At 61.3% G+C, this 17,890-nt stretch carries 14 protein-coding genes; 7 read left to right on the top strand and 7 right to left on the bottom strand.

Annotated elements, in window-relative coordinates:
• The first annotated feature begins 155 nt into the window (after positions 1–155).
• Both ACTJJ6_RS03005 and ACTJJ6_RS03000 read left to right on the top strand, forming a co-directional pair.
• The gene (locus ACTJJ6_RS03005) at positions 156–1,715 is read left to right on the top strand and encodes a PTS transporter subunit EIIC (protein ID WP_440802027.1); all 1,560 of its coding nucleotides are present in this window, start codon (positions 156–158) and stop codon (positions 1,713–1,715) included.
• A gap of 24 nt (positions 1,716–1,739) precedes the next feature.
• Positions 1,740–3,125, top strand: coding sequence for a family 4 glycosyl hydrolase (locus ACTJJ6_RS03000; protein WP_048323015.1), 1,386 nt, complete (start codon positions 1,740–1,742; stop codon positions 3,123–3,125).
• Positions 3,126–3,137: 12 nt separating this feature from the next.
• Here ACTJJ6_RS03000 and ACTJJ6_RS02995 read toward each other — a convergent pair whose 3' ends face one another.
• Complete coding sequence (locus tag ACTJJ6_RS02995; protein ID WP_016928084.1) at positions 3,138–3,848, bottom strand: MurR/RpiR family transcriptional regulator; 711 nt, start codon at positions 3,846–3,848, stop codon at positions 3,138–3,140.
• A gap of 236 nt (positions 3,849–4,084) precedes the next feature.
• Between ACTJJ6_RS02995 and potD the strand changes: the two genes are divergently transcribed.
• On the top strand, positions 4,085–5,128 hold the full coding sequence (gene potD, locus ACTJJ6_RS02990; RefSeq protein WP_016928085.1) for a spermidine/putrescine ABC transporter substrate-binding protein PotD: 1,044 nt from the start codon (positions 4,085–4,087) through the stop codon (positions 5,126–5,128).
• Between the two features lie 48 nt (positions 5,129–5,176).
• On the opposite strand, the gene cobB is transcribed toward potD, so the two are convergent.
• The 5 genes from cobB to lolC all read right to left on the bottom strand — a co-directional run bounded on the left by cobB (position 5,177) and on the right by lolC (position 10,222).
• Positions 5,177–6,013 (bottom strand): Sir2 family NAD+-dependent deacetylase, encoded by an 837-nt coding sequence (gene cobB, locus ACTJJ6_RS02985; protein ID WP_016928086.1) that lies wholly within the window; start codon positions 6,011–6,013, stop codon positions 5,177–5,179.
• A 91-nt stretch (positions 6,014–6,104) separates the two neighbouring features.
• Positions 6,105–7,022: an N-acetylglucosamine kinase gene (nagK, locus tag ACTJJ6_RS02980; protein ID WP_016928087.1), complete on the bottom strand. Its 918-nt coding sequence runs from the start codon at positions 7,020–7,022 to the stop codon at positions 6,105–6,107.
• Positions 7,023–7,075: 53 nt separating this feature from the next.
• The gene (lolE, locus tag ACTJJ6_RS02975; RefSeq protein WP_049300655.1) at positions 7,076–8,323 is read right to left on the bottom strand and encodes a lipoprotein-releasing ABC transporter permease subunit LolE; all 1,248 of its coding nucleotides are present in this window, start codon (positions 8,321–8,323) and stop codon (positions 7,076–7,078) included.
• Positions 8,323–9,027 (bottom strand): lipoprotein-releasing ABC transporter ATP-binding protein LolD, encoded by a 705-nt coding sequence (gene lolD / locus ACTJJ6_RS02970; protein WP_004941120.1) that lies wholly within the window; start codon positions 9,025–9,027, stop codon positions 8,323–8,325. Before lolD ends, lolE begins: the two co-directional genes overlap by 1 nt.
• Positions 9,020–10,222 (bottom strand): lipoprotein-releasing ABC transporter permease subunit LolC, encoded by a 1,203-nt coding sequence (gene lolC, locus ACTJJ6_RS02965; RefSeq protein WP_049300656.1) that lies wholly within the window; start codon positions 10,220–10,222, stop codon positions 9,020–9,022. Before lolC ends, lolD begins: the two co-directional genes overlap by 8 nt.
• 38 nt (positions 10,223–10,260) lie before the next feature.
• Between lolC and ACTJJ6_RS02960 the strand changes: the two genes are divergently transcribed.
• Positions 10,261–10,521, top strand: coding sequence for a hypothetical protein (locus ACTJJ6_RS02960; protein WP_115435891.1), 261 nt, complete (start codon positions 10,261–10,263; stop codon positions 10,519–10,521).
• 10 nt (positions 10,522–10,531) lie between these two features.
• Positions 10,532–14,005 (top strand): transcription-repair coupling factor, encoded by a 3,474-nt coding sequence (mfd, locus tag ACTJJ6_RS02955; protein ID WP_049300657.1) that lies wholly within the window; start codon positions 10,532–10,534, stop codon positions 14,003–14,005.
• Between the two features lie 32 nt (positions 14,006–14,037).
• Here mfd and ACTJJ6_RS02950 read toward each other — a convergent pair whose 3' ends face one another.
• Entirely contained in the window at positions 14,038–15,138 is a 1,101-nt protein-coding gene (locus ACTJJ6_RS02950) for a GGDEF domain-containing protein (protein WP_049300658.1), read from the bottom strand.
• A 323-nt stretch (positions 15,139–15,461) separates the two neighbouring features.
• On the opposite strand from ACTJJ6_RS02950, the gene ACTJJ6_RS02945 reads away from it, so the two are divergent.
• Positions 15,462–15,947 (top strand): heme-degrading domain-containing protein, encoded by a 486-nt coding sequence (locus ACTJJ6_RS02945; protein WP_016928093.1) that lies wholly within the window; start codon positions 15,462–15,464, stop codon positions 15,945–15,947.
• A gap of 232 nt (positions 15,948–16,179) precedes the next feature.
• On the top strand, positions 16,180–17,868 hold the full coding sequence (gene dauA / locus ACTJJ6_RS02940; RefSeq protein WP_049300661.1) for a C4-dicarboxylic acid transporter DauA: 1,689 nt from the start codon (positions 16,180–16,182) through the stop codon (positions 17,866–17,868).
• Positions 17,869–17,890 lie beyond the last annotated feature (22 nt).

Genomic DNA, 17,890 nt, shown 5'->3' with positions numbered 1-17,890 from the left:
CTCTCTGACCATCGGTGCCTATTTCCGCCCCGCCGATTGCAGCGGCGAAAACTTCCCCCTATAACTGAATCCAGGCAAGGTGCCTTATTTTTTCTCGCTTCCAGGGAGTTTATTCAGCAACGTCGTCATCCATTAAAATATAAAAAGGAAATGCCATGAAAGGTATTATCGATAATATCTTAAATAAGCTGCAGCTTTTCTCCAAAGCCATGATGGGGCCGATATTTTTCCTGCCGGTAATCGGTCTGATTCTGGCGCTCAGTTCTATTCTCACCAATGCCACATTAATCAATGAACATTCCGCCATCTTCTCTATCGGTAAAATGATCGGCGATACCTTCTGGCCGTTATTCGGCAATCTCGGGCTGATTTTCTGTATCGGTATTACCTACGGCCTGGCCAAAGACAAGAAAAGCGAAGCGGCGCTGGTCGCGGTGATGTGCTTTATCATGTTCCTCGGCGCCAATTCTTCTTATCTGCAATTCAGCGGCCACGTCGCGGCCAAGATCAACGGTGAGTATTATGGGACCGGGCAGACGGAGTTGCTGGGTTTTACCGTGGTGGATATGGGCATTTTCCTCGGTCTTATCCTCGGCGTCACCATCGCCTGGGTGCATAACCGCCTGTGCAACGTCGAACTCAACGGCGTGTTCTCGGTCTACGGCGGCGCCAAGCTGGTGCTGATTGCCATGACGCCGATCATCATGCTGTACGCCGTCGCCTTCAGCTACCTATGGCCGGCGATTTCACAGGGCCTGATCGCGCTGACCGGCTTTATGAAAAGCGCCGGCTCGCTCGGGGTATTCGTCTACGGCTTCTTTGAGAAATTCCTGATCCCCACCGGGCTGCACCACTTTATCTGGTCGCCGTTCCAGCTCACCAGCATCGGCGGTTCGATCGTGCAGGACGGCCAGACCGTCTCCGGTTCGCAGGCGATTTTCCTGGCCTACATGCGCGACCCAAGCATCTCGCCGCTGATGAACGAGGCGCTGCGCTTCTCGCAGCAAGGGATGGTGACCATCTTCGGCCTGTCGGGCGCGGCATTGGCTTTCTATCACACCGCCAAGCCGGAAAAGAAAATGCTGGCCAAGGCGATTCTAATCCCGGCCATCACCACCTCGATCCTGGTCGGCATCACCGAGCCGATAGAGTTCACCTTCCTGTTTATCTCTCCGCTGCTGTGGGTGATCCACGCCGTGTTGACCGCGCTGTCGCAGGTGGTCTGCAACCTGTTCCAGGTGCGCCCCTGGGGCGCCAGCGGGCTGGTCGAGTTCCTGGCCTATAACCTGCCGCTGCCGGTTTCCCTCACCCGCTGGCCGCTGTACGTGGTCATCGGCCTGGTGCAGTTTGCGGTGTATTACCTGGTGTTCAAAACGCTGGTGCTGAAGCTCAATCTGAAGACGCCGGGTCGTGAAGATGATCAGGACGTCAGACTCTATTCCAAAAAGGATTACCGGAACCGCAAAAATACCCCGGACGAGCCGAGCGGCATCATTATTCGCGCGCTGGGAGGCAAGGAAAACATTATTTCCGTCGATAACTGTTTTACCCGACTGCGGGTGGAATTAAAGGATATGACGCGGGTGGATGAAGCCGCGTTAAAAAGCACCGGCGCCAAAGGCGTAGTGAAGAATCGCCGTGAAGTGCAGGTAATTTACGGCGTCACGGTCGGCAAGGTCAAAAATCAGGTAGAAAAATATTTAGCGACACTCTAACGCTTTATTAATGGGAGATATCGAATGAAATTAACCGTTCTCGGCGGCGGCGGCGTGCGTTCCCCGTTCCTCGCCAAATCCATCGCCTATAACGCCCATCGCATCGGCATTACCGAAGTGGTGTTTATGGATACCGATGAGCGCCATCTGGCGATCTACGGCGCCCTCGCGCAGGGCGTATTCCAGCGCATTCGCGGCGACATTGCTTTCAGCCTCAGCAGCGATCCGCGCCAGGCGCTGCAAGGCGCCGACTACATCATCACCACCCTGCGCATCGGCGGCGAGGAAGGCCGCATCCATGACGAGCGCATCGCACTCAATCACCAGTTGCTCGGGCAAGAAACCACCGGCGCCGGCGGCTTCGCCATGGCGATGCGTTCGATTCCGGCGATCCTCGACTATTGCCGCCTGATCGAACAGGTTTCCTCACCGGACGCGGTCCTGTTCAACTTCACCAATCCTTCCGGCATGGTGACCGAGGCGATCATCAAATCCGGCTTCCAGCGCCGGGTCTATGGCATCTGCGACGCCCCCAGCGAGTTTATCCGCGAACTGGCCGAGCTGCTGGGCTGCCGCGAAGACCAACTGAGCGTCGACTGCTTCGGCCTCAACCATCTTTCCTGGTTCCGCAATGCGCGCGTCAACGGCGAACCGGTCACGGAACGGTTGCTGGCGGATCCGCGCCTGTATCGTGATACCTGCATGAAATACTTCTCGCCAGAGTTGGTGGCGCTGTCGGACAATTTGATGCTCAACGAGTATCTCTATTATTACTACTATCGTGAGCAGGCGATCGCCGCCATCGTCGCGGGCGGCGAGACCCGCGGCGAACAAATCGCGGCGATCAACCGCCAAATGCTGTCAGAGTTAGGCGAGCTGGACATCCCCCACCAGTTGGAACACGCCTTCTCTGTCTATTTCAGCCATTATCTGCAGCGCGAAAACTCCTACATGCAGCGCGAGTCCAACCAGGGCAAGGTGAAAACGCGCGAGATGCTGACGCTGCAACAGTTTATCGAGCAGCCGGACAGCGGCGGCTATGCCGGGGTGGCGATCGACATTCTGGAGGCGGTCAACAGCGGCCGGCAAAAACGCGTGGTGGTGTCGATGCAAAACCGCGACACGCTCGATTTTCTGCACCCGGATGACGTGATCGAAATCAGCTGCGAATTGAGCAGCGCCGGCATTCAGCCGGTCAAAATGCGCGATATTCCCGACACCCAGAAAAACCTGATTTCGCAGGTGAAAGAGTACGAACGGCTGGCGGTGGCGGCGATCCTGACCGGCAACCGCCAACTGGCCATCAAAGCGCTGATGGTGCACCCGCTGGTCAACTCCTACTCGCTGGCGAAAACGCTGGTGGAGGAGTACCTGCAGGCCCACCGCGCGTATGCCGGGCACTGGCGCTAAACGGCGCGGCCGTCAACGGCCGCGTCGTTCAAACCAGGCGGTGATCACATTCTCGAATCCCAACAGACAGTGGCCGAAAAACGGGTTGGGATAGTAGATATCGTGATCGTATTTTTGCCGGTCCTCAAACAGAAAGGTCATGTCGGCCTGCTGCGCCAGCGGGCTGTCGCCGTCGCCGCAGAAGGCCGCCAGCAGAATGCGGTTACGCTTCACCGCCTCGCCCCAGCTCAGCGCCGAGCCGCTGTTGCCCGACTTTGAAATCACGATCACCATGTCGAAGCGAAAGCGCGTCTCACGGTCAAGAATATCGAAATCCGGCCACAGCGACAGGTAACTGTCTACGCCCAGCGTCATAAACTTGTTGTACATATACTGCGCCACCAGCTGCGAAAAACCGCTGCCGTGGATCAGGATCTTGCCGCTGTCGAGCAGATCGAGAAACTGCGCCTGCTGGGCCGGCGGTGCCGCCGACGTAGGGCGTTCCGCCTGGTAGGCCGGCGCCATCGTCAGGTTGAATTTGATGAAATAGACCAGTTCGAGATAGCCGCGAAAGCCCAGCTTTTTAGCCAGCCGCACCAGCGTCGAGGGGGAACTGTAGCAGCGCGCGGACACCGCGCGGATGCCGTCGTCGATGCAGGCGTCCGGGTTGTCGAGAATGCAGTGCAAAATCGTCAGATCCGTCTTGCTAAGCTCCGCCTGGCTGAAGACCTGTTTGAAATTCATTGCCGCCCTCGTTTATTCGCCAAAATTATTGTTTCGCACGCGCTTCACCGCCTGTCCAGCGCGAGACACACAAATTGTGATGCGCTTTAAGCCGCCGAACCCCTTGATTTGCCAGCGGGATAACCGCCTTTACCCACCCCGCCCCGGCCCCTATAATGGCCCCTTTCTGGGGTATGGCGCGGCCGAAAACGGCAGCCCATACGGGTTCGGCTCACTACTGCTGAAGGATACGCTGCATGAAAAAGTGGTCACATCTGCTCGCAGCCGGGATGATGGCGCTGAGTTTCTGCTCTGCAAACGCCTCTGACGGCAAAACGCTGTATTTCTATAACTGGACTGAATACGTCCCGCCGGGGCTGCTGGAGCAGTTCACCAAAGAAACCGGCATCAAGGTGATCTATTCCACCTATGAATCCAACGAAAGCATGTACGCCAAGCTGAAGACCTACAAGGACGGCGCGTACGATCTGGTGGTGCCTTCCACCTACTTCATCGCCAAGATGAGCAAGGAAGGCATGCTGCAAAAAATCGACAAGAGCAAGCTCAGCCACTTCAAGGATCTCGATCCCACCCTGCTGAACAAGCCGTTCGATCCCAACAACGACTACTCCATTCCTTACATCTGGGGCGCTACCGCCATCGGCGTCAACAGCGACGCGCAGGATCCGTCCACCGTCACCTCCTGGGCCGATCTGTGGCAACCGCAGTACAAAGGCCGCCTGCTGCTGACCGACGACGCGCGCGAAGTGTTCCAGATGGCGCTGCTCAAGCTGGGTTATTCCGGCAACACCACTGACCCGAAAGAGATCGAAGCCGCCTACCACGAACTGCAGAAATTGATGCCGAACGTGCTGGCCTTCAACTCCGACAACCCGGGCAACCCGTTTATGGAAGGGGAAGTCAACGTTGGCATGGTGTGGAACGGTTCGGCCTTTGTGGCGCGCCAGGCCGGCACGCCGCTGGAGATCGTCTGGCCGAAGGAAGGCGGGATCTTCTGGATGGACAGCCTGGCCATTCCGGCCAACGCGCGCAACGTCGAAGGGGCGCTGAAACTGATCGACTTCCTGCTGCGGCCGGAAATCGCGGTGCAGGTGGCGGAAACCATCGGTTACCCGACGCCGAACCTGGCGGCGAAGAAGCTGCTGTCGCCGGAGATCGCCAACGACAAGTCACTCTACCCGGATAAGACGGTGATTGAGCACGGCGAGTGGCAAAACGACGTCGGCGACGCCAGCACGCTGTACGAAAGCTACTTCCAAAAGCTGAAAGCCGGGCGCTAATACGCCCCGCCATCCCATCAGGGCGCGCAGTGCGCCCTGATGCCTTTCTCAGGGCCTGTCGGCCCGCGCCACCTTGCCCACCAGGAACTTGTGCACAAAACGCGGCACCACTTCGCTGGCCAGACCGTAGTGTTTCTCATCGAACTGGCTCTCTACCTGGCTCGGCTCCAGGTTCAACTCCATCGCGTAGGCGCCGCCCAGCCGCGCCTCATGCACGAACCCGGCCGCCGGATAGACGTGGCCGGAAGTGCCGATGGCGACGAAGAAATCGGCCTTGCTCAGCGCCTGGTAGATGTCGTCCATGCCCAGCGGCATCTCGCCGAACCACACCACGTGTGGCCGCAGCGGCGCCGGGAACTGGCAGCAATGGCAACGATCGTCAACGCTGAGATCGCCGGGCCATTCGAACACCTGCCCCGACTGGGTGCAACGCACCTTCAGCAGTTCGCCGTGCATGTGCAGCACCCGCTTGCTGCCGGCGCGCTCATGCAGGTTATCAATGTTTTGCGTGACCAGCAGGAAGTTGTCCCCCAGCCACTCTTCCAGATCCGCCAGCGCGCGGTGCGCGGCGTTCGGGACGATCTCCTCCGTCTGCAGCTGACGCCGGCGTTCGTTGTAAAACGCCTGCACCAGCGCCGGATCGCGCTGGAAACCTTCCGGCGTGGCGACGTCCTCCACCCGGTGCTCTTCCCACAGCCCATCCGCGGCGCGGAAGGTGCGAATGCCCGACTCGGCCGAAATGCCGGCCCCGGTCAACACCACCACAAACGGCTTTTTCAGCTCGGCCGCCGCCATGGTGTCACGGTGAAAAATGCGTGAACGAAAGCGCTGATGCAGCACATGCTTACTCTTGCGAAACTGACACAGCCGATGGCGAGTGTGCATTAACTCTCTCCTTACTTTTCCCTGTTTACCCTTCTTACTGGACATTGCGGCGTTGTTGGCTGCATACATTCACGCCTTGCCTCAACGCCCATTACGTTGGGCGAGCCAAATTGAGGAACGCCGCGCCGCGCACGCCGCCGGCGTCGCCATAGCGCGCCTTCTCGATGCGCGGCAGCCGGGCCACCCGCAGCAGGTGCGCCGGCAGCCGCTGCGGCAACGCCTGGTAAATGGCGTCGAAGTTCGACAGCCCGCCGCCGATCACCACCAGGTGCGGATCCAGCACCGTCAGCAGGTTGCCCAGGCAGATCGCCAACACGTCCATAAAGCGGTCGACGTGAGCCACCGCCTGCGGCTCGCCCGCCTGATAATGCGCAATGATCTCGGTGGCAGGCAAGCGCCGGTCATAGAAATGGGCGTACATCCATTCGAAACCGCGGCCCGATATGTAATTTTCAATGCAACCCTGATGGCCGCACCCGCAGGCAACGCGAGGCACATCACGCCCCAGCACCTCGAGCGCGTCCACCGGCAGGCGCAAATGGCCGAACTCGCCGGCGATATAGTTGCGCCCGGGCACCGTCTTGCCGCCGACGATCAGGCCGCCGCCCACGCCGGTGCCGAGAATGATGCCCAGCACCGTCGGGTAGCGGCGGAACTCGTCGTCCCAGGCTTCCGACAGCGCAAAGCAGTTGGCGTCGTTATCGACGCGCACCTCGCGCCCGATCAGCGCCGCCAGATCGCGCGGCAGCGGCCGCCCCATCGCCGCCGGCACGTTGGCGGTAAACAACGTGCCGTCATCGTCGTTGGGCAGGCCCGGAATACCGATGCCGACGCTGCCGCGCCGGCCGCAAAACGCATCCGCCTCAAGGGTCAGATCGCACAGCGTGGCCAGCAGCTGCCGGTAATCTTCACGCGGCGTCGGCACCCGCTTTTGCCAAATGCGCTGCAGGTTGTCGTCGAACACCCCCAGCTCAATCTTGGTGCCGCCCATATCGAAACCGTAGTACATAACCCATCCCCAGGCTAAAAAAACGGGGCGGCATCGCTGCCTCCCCGTCGGTTTTATTGTCCGCTCAGCACCCGCGCCGGATCGATGCGGCTGGCGCGCCTCGCCGGATACCAACTGGCCAACAGGCTCAGCACGATGGCGGTCGCCAGCACGATCAGCACATCCAGCCAGTGCAGCTCGGAAGGCAGGAAGTCGATGAAGTAAATATCGCCCGACAGGAAGGAGTGACCGACCAGTTTCTCGACGCCCCGGATGATGTTGGTCAGCTGCAGCGAGGCGATCACCCCGATCACCACGCCGCTCAGGCTGCCCAGCAGCCCGGCCAGCAGCCCGTACCAGATGAAGATGGCGCGGATAAAGCCGTCTTTGGCGCCCAGGGTGCGCAGCACCGCGATGTCGGCGCTTTTGTCTTTCACCGCCATCACCAACGTGGAGACGATGTTGAAGCAGGCCACGCCGATCACCAGCACCATCGCCAGGTACATGATGGCGCGGATCATCTGGATGTCGCGGTACATGTAGCCGTACTTGCCGATCCAGCTCTTGATGTAGATGTAAGCGTTGGTCACTTCGCCGGCGTCGCGCACCAGCTTGTTGGCGGCGAACACGTCGTTCATCTTGAGCGCGATGCCCGTGACGCTGTCACCCATGTCGAGATACTGCTGCGCATCGGCCAGCGGCACCAGCGCCAGGCTGTGATCGAGCTGGCCGCTGAGCTGCAAAATGCCGGTCACGTGCAGGCGAATGCGCTTCGGCTGCAGCAGCTTCATTTCCGGGTCGCTGTTGGGGATCATCACCGTGACATAGGCGCCCTGCTTGACGCCCAGCGCGTCGGCCACGCCCTTGCCGAGGATCACCTGCTGCTCGCCGGGCTTGAAGTTGGCCCAGGCGTCGCCCTGCACATACTGCGGCAGCGCGCTCAGTCGGCTCTCCTGCTGCGGATCCACGCCTTTGACTTCCACCGCGCGCAGCTGCGCGCCGTTTTCCATCAGGCCGGTAAAGTTAATGTACGGCGCGGCGGCCAAGATGCCCGGCACCTTTTCCACCCGCTGCAGAATCGACGGCCAGCCGCTGAACGGCTGATTGACCGGTTCGAGCTCGCCGTGCGGCACCACCGCCAGAATGCGGTTCTTGAGCTCGCGCTCAAAGCCGTTCATCGCGCTCAGGCCGACGATCAGCACCGCCACCCCCAGCGCGATGCCGATGGTGGAGATGACCGAGATCAGCGACACCATGCCGCCGCGTTTACGGCCGCGGCTAAAACGCAGGGCCGTCAGGAAGGACAGTGAGGCTCCCGCCATTACTCGGCCCCCATCAGGGTCAGCTGCGCCTGCAGGTGGCCGTCGGCCATTTCCAGCTGGCGGCTCAGGCGCTTGGCCAGCTGCAGATCGTGCGTCACCACCAGGAACGCGGTGCCCTGGCGCACGTTCAGCTCGCCCAGCAGATCGAAGATGCTGTCTGCAGTGCGTTTATCCAGGTTACCGGTCGGTTCGTCCGCCAGCACCAGCGCCGGGTTGTTGACCAGCGCGCGGGCGATCGCCACGCGCTGACGCTCGCCGCCGGAAAGCTCGGACGGGCGGTGTTTGCTGCGCTTTTCCAGCCCGACCGCCGCCAGCATCTCCCGCGCTTTCTCCTGCGCCTGCGCCGGCTTGGCGCCGCCGATCAAGAGCGGCATGGCGGCGTTTTCCAACGCGGTGAAGTCCGGCAACAGATGGTGGAACTGATAGATGAAACCCAGCTGGCGGTTGCGCAGCTCGGCCTTGGCCGCCGAAGACATGGCGTTCAGCGATTCGCCCTTGAAGATCACCTCGCCGGAGGTCGGCGAGTCCAGCCCGCCCAGCAGGTGCAACAGGGTGCTCTTGCCGGAACCCGAGCTGCCGACGATCGCCATCATCTCGCCCTGCTGCATGGCAAAGCTGACATTGCGCAGCACGTCGGTGTGCAGGTTGCCTTCCTGATAGGTCTTGCACAGGTTGTCACACTGCAGCAAAAGATGGTTACTCATAACGTAAAGCCTCAGCGGGTTGTACGGCGGCAGCGCGCCATGAAGGATAGAGCGTGGACAACAGGGAAACCGCCATCGCCACCACGGCGATGATCGTCACCTGCAGCGGATCGACCGCCACCGGCAGCGAAGCGCCGTCGATCAAGGCGCCGAGGATCGGCATCAGGTTATTCAGGTTGGTGGCCAGCAGCACGCCGAGCAGCGTGCCGAGCAGCGAACCGATAATGCCGGCGCTGGCGCCTTGCACCATGAACACCGACATAATCTGGCGGCGGGTCAGCCCCTGGGTCTGCAGAATGGCGACCTCGCCCTGCTTCTCCATCACCAGCAGGCCGAGCGACGTAATGATGTTAAACGCCGCCACCGCCACGATCAGGCTGAGCAGCAGCCCCATCATGTTCTTCTCCATACGCACCGCCTGGAACAGCTCGCCCTTGCGATCGCGCCAGTCTTTCCAGACAGTGCCCGCCGGCAGCGCCTGTTGGCTGAGGGTATCGACCGTCAGCGGCTGTTGCAGGAACAGGCGCCAGCCGGTGATGTTGCCGGCCGGGTAGCGCATCAGGCGCGAAGCGTCCTGTTGGTTGACCAGCAGCTGATAGCCGTCCACCTCGCTGTTGGCGTGGAAGGTGCCGATGAGAGTGAACAGGCGCTGGCTGGGAATGCGGCCCATCGGCGTGAACTGGCTGGCGCTCGGCACCATCACGCGCAGCGAATCGCCGCGCTTGACGCCCAGTTGCCCCGCCAGCTGTTCGCCGATGATGATGTTGTATTGGCCCGGCTGCAGTTGCTGCTGCTTGACGTTGACCAGATACGGGGTCAGCGGATCGGCCTCGTCGGGATTGACGCCGAGCATCACCCCGACCGCCACGCTGCGGGCGCTTTGCAGCACCACGTCACCGGTGGTCAGCGGCGCGACGCGCGTGACGCCCTGCAGCTTCTGCACCTCGGAGGCTGGCAGCTGCTGCGGGTTGATCGATCCTTGCGGACTGGTGACCAACGCCTGCGGCATCAGGCCGAGAATGTTGTTTTCCAGATCCTTTTCGAATCCGTTCATCACCGACAGCACGGTGACCAACGCCATCACCCCCAGCGTAATGCCGATGGTGGAAAGCCAGGACACAAACCGCCCGAAGCGGTCTGAGGCTCGCCCGCGCATGTAGCGCAGGCCAATGAATAACGCGACAGGTTGATACATGAAATCCGTTTGATAGCCGTGGCTTAAGCAAAGTGATCATGGATAATAAAGGCTCTCCCTCGTTTAGGGAACACCCGACGGCCTTTTATTGCGTGGCGGCGAAGAGAGAGACGGCGGCAGCTTCGCGCGTTATTTATCCTCAACCGCAAAAAACAGACGGCACTAACCGGTTAAATAACCGGCAGAAAATTGATGAGCAGCGCTTTTTGCTGTGTCAGTTTGCCGGCCGCTGGGCTACTATAAACAGCATAAAGGCGCTGGGTTATCCGTGCCGGGACGCCATCCAACACATTGATTAAAGATACCTGAATGAGCACTTCCGATAGCCGTAACCGTTCTTCATCCCCCCGTTATTCTCTGCCCGATCGCGCGGGCGATCTGCGCCAACTGGGGCAACTGACCGGCGCGGCCTGTGCCGTGGAGTGCGCCGAGATCGTCGAACGCCACCCTGGCCCGGTGATGCTGATCGCGCCGGACATGCAAAACGCCCTGCGGCTGCGCGACGAGATCCAGCAGTTCACCGATCAGATGGTGACCACGCTGTCCGACTGGGAAACCCTGCCGTACGACAGCTTCTCGCCGCATCAGGAAATCATCTCGGATCGTTTGTCGAGCCTGTATCACCTGCCGACCATGGCGCGCGGCGTGATCATTCTGCCGGTCAACACCCTGATGCAGCGCGTCTGCCCGCACGAATTCCTGCACGGCCATGCGCTGGTGATGAAGAAAGGCCAGCGCCTGTCGCGCGACAAGCTGCGCGCGCAGTTGGAACAGGCCGGTTACCGCAGCGTCGATCAGGTGATGGAGCATGGCGAATTCGCCACCCGCGGCGCGCTGCTCGATCTTTACCCGATGGGTAGCGACGAGCCTTACCGCATCGACTTTTTCGATGACGAAATCGACAGTCTGCGCATCTTTGACGTCGATACCCAGCGCACGCTGAGCGAAGTCGAGGCCATCAATCTGTTGCCGGCCCACGAGTTCCCCACCGACAAGAACGCCATCGAGCTGTTCCGCAGCCAGTGGCGCGAGCAGTTTGAGGTGCGTCGCGACGCCGAGCACATCTATCAGCAGGTCAGCAAAAGCGCCTGGCCCGCCGGTATCGAATACTGGCAGCCGCTGTTCTTCAGCCAGCCGCTGCCGTCGCTGTTCAGCTACCTGCCGGCCAATACGCTGATCGTCAATACCGGCGATCTGGAGGGCGCCGCCGAGCGCTTCTGGCAGGACGTCAACCAGCGTTACGAAAGCCGCCGCGTCGATCCGATGCGTCCGCTGCTGGCGCCGGATACGCTGTGGCTGCGCGTTGATGCGCTGTTCGGCGAGCTGAAGGCCTGGCCGCGCATCGCGCTGAAAACCGATGAGCTGCCGGCCAAGGCCGGCAATACCAATCTGGATTACCATGCCCTGCCCGATCTGGCGGTGCAGGCGCAGCATAAATCCCCACTGGATAATTTGCGGCGCTTTATCGAAGGCTTCGACGGTAGCGTGATTTTCTCCGTCGAGAGCGAGGGGCGGCGTGAAACGCTGCAGGATCTGCTCGGCCGCATCAAGCTGGCGCCGGCGCTGATTCAGCGTCTCGATCAGGCGGAGACGACAGGCCGTTACATGATGGTCGGCGCCGCCGAACACGGCTTCCTCGACGGCCTGCGCCAGCGGGCGCTGATCTGCGAAAGCGATCTGCTCGGCGAGCGCGTCAGCCGCCGCCGGCAGGACAACCGGCGCACCATTAACACCGATACCCTGATCCGCAACCTGGCGGAGCTGCATCCCGGCCAGCCGGTGGTGCACCTGGAGCACGGCGTTGGCCGCTACGTCGGCCTGACCACGCTGGAAGCCGGCGGCATCAAGGCCGAATACCTGATCCTCTCCTACGCCGGTGAGGACAAGCTGTACGTGCCGGTGTCCTCGCTGCATCTGATCAGCCGCTACGCCGGCGGCGCGGACGAAAACGCTCCGCTGCACAAACTGGGTGGCGACGCCTGGACGCGCGCGCGGCAGAAAGCGGCCGAGCGGGTGCGCGACGTAGCGGCCGAGCTGCTGGATATCTACGCCCAGCGCGCCGCCAAGGCCGGTTTCGCCTTCAAACACAACCGCGAGCAGTACCAGCTGTTCTGCCAGAGCTTCCCGTTCGAAACCACGCCGGATCAGGAACAGGCGATCAACGCGGTGCTGAGCGACATGTGCCAGCCGCTGGCGATGGACCGCCTGGTGTGCGGCGACGTCGGCTTCGGCAAAACCGAAGTGGCGATGCGCGCCGCCTTCCTGGCGGTGGAAAACGGCAAGCAGGTGGCGGTCCTGGTGCCGACGACACTGCTGGCGCAGCAGCACTTCGACAACTTCCGCGATCGCTTCGCCACCTGGCCGATCCGCATCGAGATGATGTCGCGTTTCCGCAGCGCCAAAGAGCAGCAGCAGGTGCTGGACGACGCGGCCGAAGGCAAAGTGGACATCATTATCGGCACCCACAAGCTGTTGCAGAGCGATCTGCGCTGGAAAGACCTGGGGCTGCTGATCGTCGATGAAGAGCACCGCTTTGGCGTGCGCCACAAGGAACGCATCAAAGCGATGCGCGCCGACGTCGATATCCTGACGCTGACCGCCACGCCGATCCCGCGTACGCTGAACATGGCGATGAGCGGCATGCGCGATCTGTCGATCATCGCCACCCCACCGGCGCGCCGGCTGGCGGTGAAGACCTTCGTGCGCGAATACGACAGTCTGGTGGTGCGCGAGGCGATCCTGCGCGAAGTGCTGCGCGGTGGCCAGGTTTACTACCTCTACAACGACGTGGAAAACATCGAGAAAGCGGCGCAGCGCCTGGCTGAGCTGGTGCCGGAAGCGCGCATCGCCATCGGCCACGGCCAGATGCGCGAACGCGATCTGGAGCGGGTGATGAACGATTTCCACCACCAGCGCTTCAACGTGCTGGTGTGCACCACTATCATCGAAACCGGCATCGATATCCCCAGCGCCAACACCATCATCATCGAGCGGGCCGATCGCTTCGGCCTGGCGCAGCTGCACCAACTGCGCGGCCGCGTCGGGCGTTCGCACCACCAGGCTTACGCCTATCTGCTGACGCCAAACCCGAAAGCCATGGGCACCGACGCTCATAAACGGCTCGAGGCCATCGCGTCGCTGGAAGATCTCGGCGCCGGTTTCGCGCTGGCGACCCACGATCTGGAGATCCGCGGCGCCGGTGAGCTGCTGGGAGAAGATCAGAGCGGCCAGATGACCACCGTCGGCTTCTCGCTCTATATGGAGCTGCTGGAAAGCGCCGTCGACGCGTTGAAAAACGGCCGAGAACCGTCGCTGGAAGATCTCACCAGCAGCCAGACCGAGGTAGAGTTGCGCATGCCGGCGCTGCTGCCGGAAGATTTCATTCCCGACGTCAATACCCGCCTGTCACTGTATAAGCGTATCGCCAGCGCGAAAAACGACGGTGAGCTTGACGAGCTGAAGGTCGAGCTGATCGACCGCTTCGGTCAACTGCCGGATGCGGCGCGCAATCTGTTGCAGTGCGCGGCGCTGCGCCTGCATGCGCAGAAACTGGGGATCAAACGCATCGAGAGCAACGAGCGCGGCGGCTTTATCGAGTTCGGCGACAACAACCGCGTCGATCCGGGTTATCTGATCGGCCTGTTGCAGGGCAATCCGCAGGTTTACCGCCTGGACGGCCCGAGCAAGCTGAAGTTCACGCTCGATCTGGCCGATCGCCAAAAACGCCTGTCGTTCACCGAAGAGCTGCTGAACGCCTTCCGCGAGCATACGCTGGCGGCCTGAGCCAACGCCCCCGCCGTGGCGGCGGAGGCGGCTTATTCGCGCGGGAATCCGGCGCCCAGCGGCGCCAGCTGCATCACGCGGCTGGTCACCACCCGGTTTTTACCGCCGCGCTTCGCCTCATACAAGGCCTCGTCGGTCATGGCGATCGCCTTGTCCAGCGTCATGCCCGGCAGATACAGCGACACGCCGATCGACAGCGTGATGTGCGCTTCGTCATGCGCATTCAGCAAGAACGTCGAGCTCTCAACCGCGCTGCGAATGCGCTCCGCCACCCCGCCGATGACCTGCGGATCGTAGCTGGCGGTGATCACCATAAACTCTTCGCCACCGTAGCGCCCGACGAAGTCCTCATTGCGCACGCTGTTTTGCAGCAGCCGGCCGACGCTGGCCAGCAGCACGTCACCGGCCGGATGACCGTAGGTATCGTTGATGCTTTTGAAGTTATCCAAATCGAGGATCATCAGCCCACACGGGCGGCGCTCGGCACGCTGCAGCATCAGCTGATAATCGACGCTGGCGCGGTTGTTGATGTGGGTCAGGCTGTCGGTAGTGGCGCGCGCGCGCATCGCGAAATAGGCGTAGATATGGCGCTCTTTGAAATTCAGCGCATGATAACAAATCGCCAGACAGAGCGCCGAAGCCGCCTGGTACAGCAACACATCCGGCCACAGCCCGCTCAGGTCCACCAACAGCCACACCACAACGATGCGATACAGCGCGATGACGCCGATCGTCAGGTAAAACACCCGATGGGATTTCTTCAGCCACACCCGCGACAGCAGCAGCGGCGCGACGATCGAGGCGATGAACAGGTTATCGACGGTGAAGCCGCCGGTCAGCGCCATAGCGAACAGAAAGCTTACCAGCCCGCTGACGCCGCCGCCGAAGAACGTCACCAAAATCATCGGGATCATCGCAAAGCTGTAATGCACCTTATCGGTCAGCTCCAGCCGATCCTGGCTCAAATACAGCACCGCCACCCCGGCCAGCAGGCCGAAAACAACGCGCTTCCACAGAGCGGATTGATAAGAAAAAGGGGCATTCTTGCTGAGAAGGAAATAGCTTATCGACAACGTCGCGTAGGTGATGCAGGCGTCGCTGTAAAGGGTGGAAATGGACGCAATGTAAGTCATAAATAGTCAGCGCGCTCCTCGGGATCGCCAGGGGGTAATGTGCAGACGTTGAATAACGCATCCCTGTCGTCTCCGCTTCGGCGGCGGCCATTTATACCCGTCGTCTTTCAAACCGCAGCGTTGTTACCTGCATGCTCTCACCCCAGTCACTTACCTGAGTAAGCTCCTGGGGATGCGATCGCTGGGCGCCTAGCTGCAATTTGAAATCCATAGGGATACACAGTCTATTAATAGAGTAGCAGTTCTATCTTATCGCCAAGCCGTCTATCTCACGACGCACGCTTCAGGCTACTCTGAGCATTGTGTTATCGGGGGAGAACCGCATGAATATCGACGATGAACTGCAAGCGCTCAGCGAACAGGAAGCGACGCTGGCCTTTACCCATTTTGACGCCGCCACCGCCTGGGAACTGGGCGCGGCGCTGAAAACCGCCGCCGAGCGGCGCGGCCTGAGCATCGCCATCGAGATCCAACTGGCCGGGCAGACGCTGTTTTATTACGCCATGCCGGGCGCCACGCCGGACATTGCCGACTGGGTGCGGCGCAAGCGCAATCTGGTGAACCATTTTCACAAAAGCTCTTACGCCATCGGCCTGCGCCTGCAGCAGCGGCAAACGTCGCTGGAGGAGCGTTACGGGCTGAGCGTGCGCGACTATTCGGTGCACGGCGGCGCCTTCCCGCTCACCCTGACCGGCCTCGGCTGCGTCGGCAGCATCAGCATTTCCGGCGCGCCGCAGAAGGAAGATCACCAACTATTGGTGAGCACTTTAGCCCACTTTCTCGGCTTATCCCTGCCCGACCTGCAATAACCGTTAAAACCTTGACTGTCACTTTCCTTTTCAGCCGCAGAATCTGCGGCTGACTTCTCTATTTTCGGCATTTAGCGCCGAACAAAAGGGCGACTCTCTGATTTCCTGCGCCAAATTGACACAGGTCTGGTAATCCGCTGAACAAAAGGCGTATGGTATCTGTCACGTGACAAGACGGACCTCATCGGGCCCGCCATTCCTTTCACTTTTGAAGATTTGGTACGCACCGTAGATGAAAACCCATGAAATAAACAAAATTCGCCCCTTCAGCGCGCTGATAGACGCCTGCTGGCGGGAACCTTATAACCTGGCGCGGTTGCTGAAAGACGCTATCGCCGGGGTGACGGTCGGTATTATCGCCATCCCGCTGGCGATGGCGCTGGCGATCGCCAGCGGCGTGCCGCCGCAGTACGGCCTGTATACCGCCGCCATCGCCGGCATCGTCATCGCCGTCAGCGGCGGTTCGCGCTACAGCGTCTCCGGCCCCACCGCCGCCTTCGTAGTGATCCTGTATCCGGTTTCTCAGCAGTTCGGCCTGGCCGGCCTGCTGGTCGCCACGCTGATCTCCGGGGTATTTCTGCTGCTGATGGGGCTGGCGCGCTTTGGCCGGCTGATCGAGTACATTCCGCTGCCGGTGACGCTCGGCTTTACCTCCGGCATCGCCATCACCATCGCCACCATGCAGATCAAGGACTTTTTCGGCCTGCAGCTGGCGCACACGCCGGAAAATTACGTCGGCAAGCTGTACGCCCTGCTGCAGGCGCTGCCGACGCTGGATTTCGGCGATACCCTGATCGGCGCCGTGACGCTGCTGATCCTGATCTTCTGGCCCAAGCTCGGCCTGCGGGTGCCAGGCCACCTGCCGGCGCTGCTGGCGGGCACCGCGCTGATGGGGCTGCTGACGCTGTTTGACCACCCGGTGGCAACCATCGGCTCCCGCTTCAGCTACCTGCTGGCCGATGGCAGCAGCGGCCAGGGCATCCCGCCTATCTTGCCGCAGCTGCTGCTGCCCTGGGATCTGCCGGGCGGCGGCGGGCAGCCGTTCACTCTGAGTTGGCAAACCGTTTCCGCCCTGTTGCCGGCGGCGTTTTCGATGGCGATGCTCGGGGCGATCGAATCGCTGCTGTGCGCCGTGGTGCTCGACGGCATGACCGGCAAGAAGCATAACTCGAACAGCGAACTGATCGGCCAGGGCGCGGGCAACATCATCGCGCCGTTCTTCGGCGGCATCACCGCGACCGCCGCGATTGCCCGCTCGGCCGCCAACGTGCGCGCCGGCGCCACCTCGCCGGTGTCCGCCATCATCCACGCGCTGCTGGTGCTGTTGGCGCTGCTGGTTCTGGCGCCATGGCTCTCTTATCTGCCGCTGGCGGCGATGGCGGCGCTGCTGTTGATGGTCGCCTGGAACATGAGCGAGGCTCACAAAGTGATTTACCTGCTGCGCCGGGCGCCGAAGGACGACATTCTGGTACTGCTGCTGTGCATGTCGCTGACGGTGTTGTTCGACATGGTGATCGCCATTACCGTGGGCATCGTGTTGGCGTCGCTGCTGTTTATGCGCCGCATCGCCCGCATGACGCGGCTAAGCGAACTGAGCGCCGATGACGGCCGTCTGGTGCTGCGAGTGAATGGCCCGCTGTTCTTCGCCGCCGCCGAGCGCATCTTTAGCGAACTGCTGGCGCGCAGCGAGGACTACCGAACAATCGTGCTGCAGTGGGATGCGGTGCCGGTGCTCGACGCCGGCGGCCTGAACGCCCTGCGGCGCTTTATCGACGTGCTGCCGGCGGATAAAAAGCTGGTGATCACCGACGTGCCATTCCAGCCGCTGAAAACCCTGGCGCGCGCGCGGGTGCAGCCGATCGAGGGCCGCTTGCAGTTCTATCCGACCCTGCCGGAAGCGCTGGCGGCCACCGGCGCCTAAACGTAAAAAAGCCCGACAAGTC

It is taken from the genome of Serratia sp. 22278, assembly GCF_052045405.1.
Classification (GTDB): domain Bacteria; phylum Pseudomonadota; class Gammaproteobacteria; order Enterobacterales; family Enterobacteriaceae; genus Serratia; species Serratia marcescens.
This window is presented reverse-complemented; position numbering and strand designations above follow the sequence as displayed.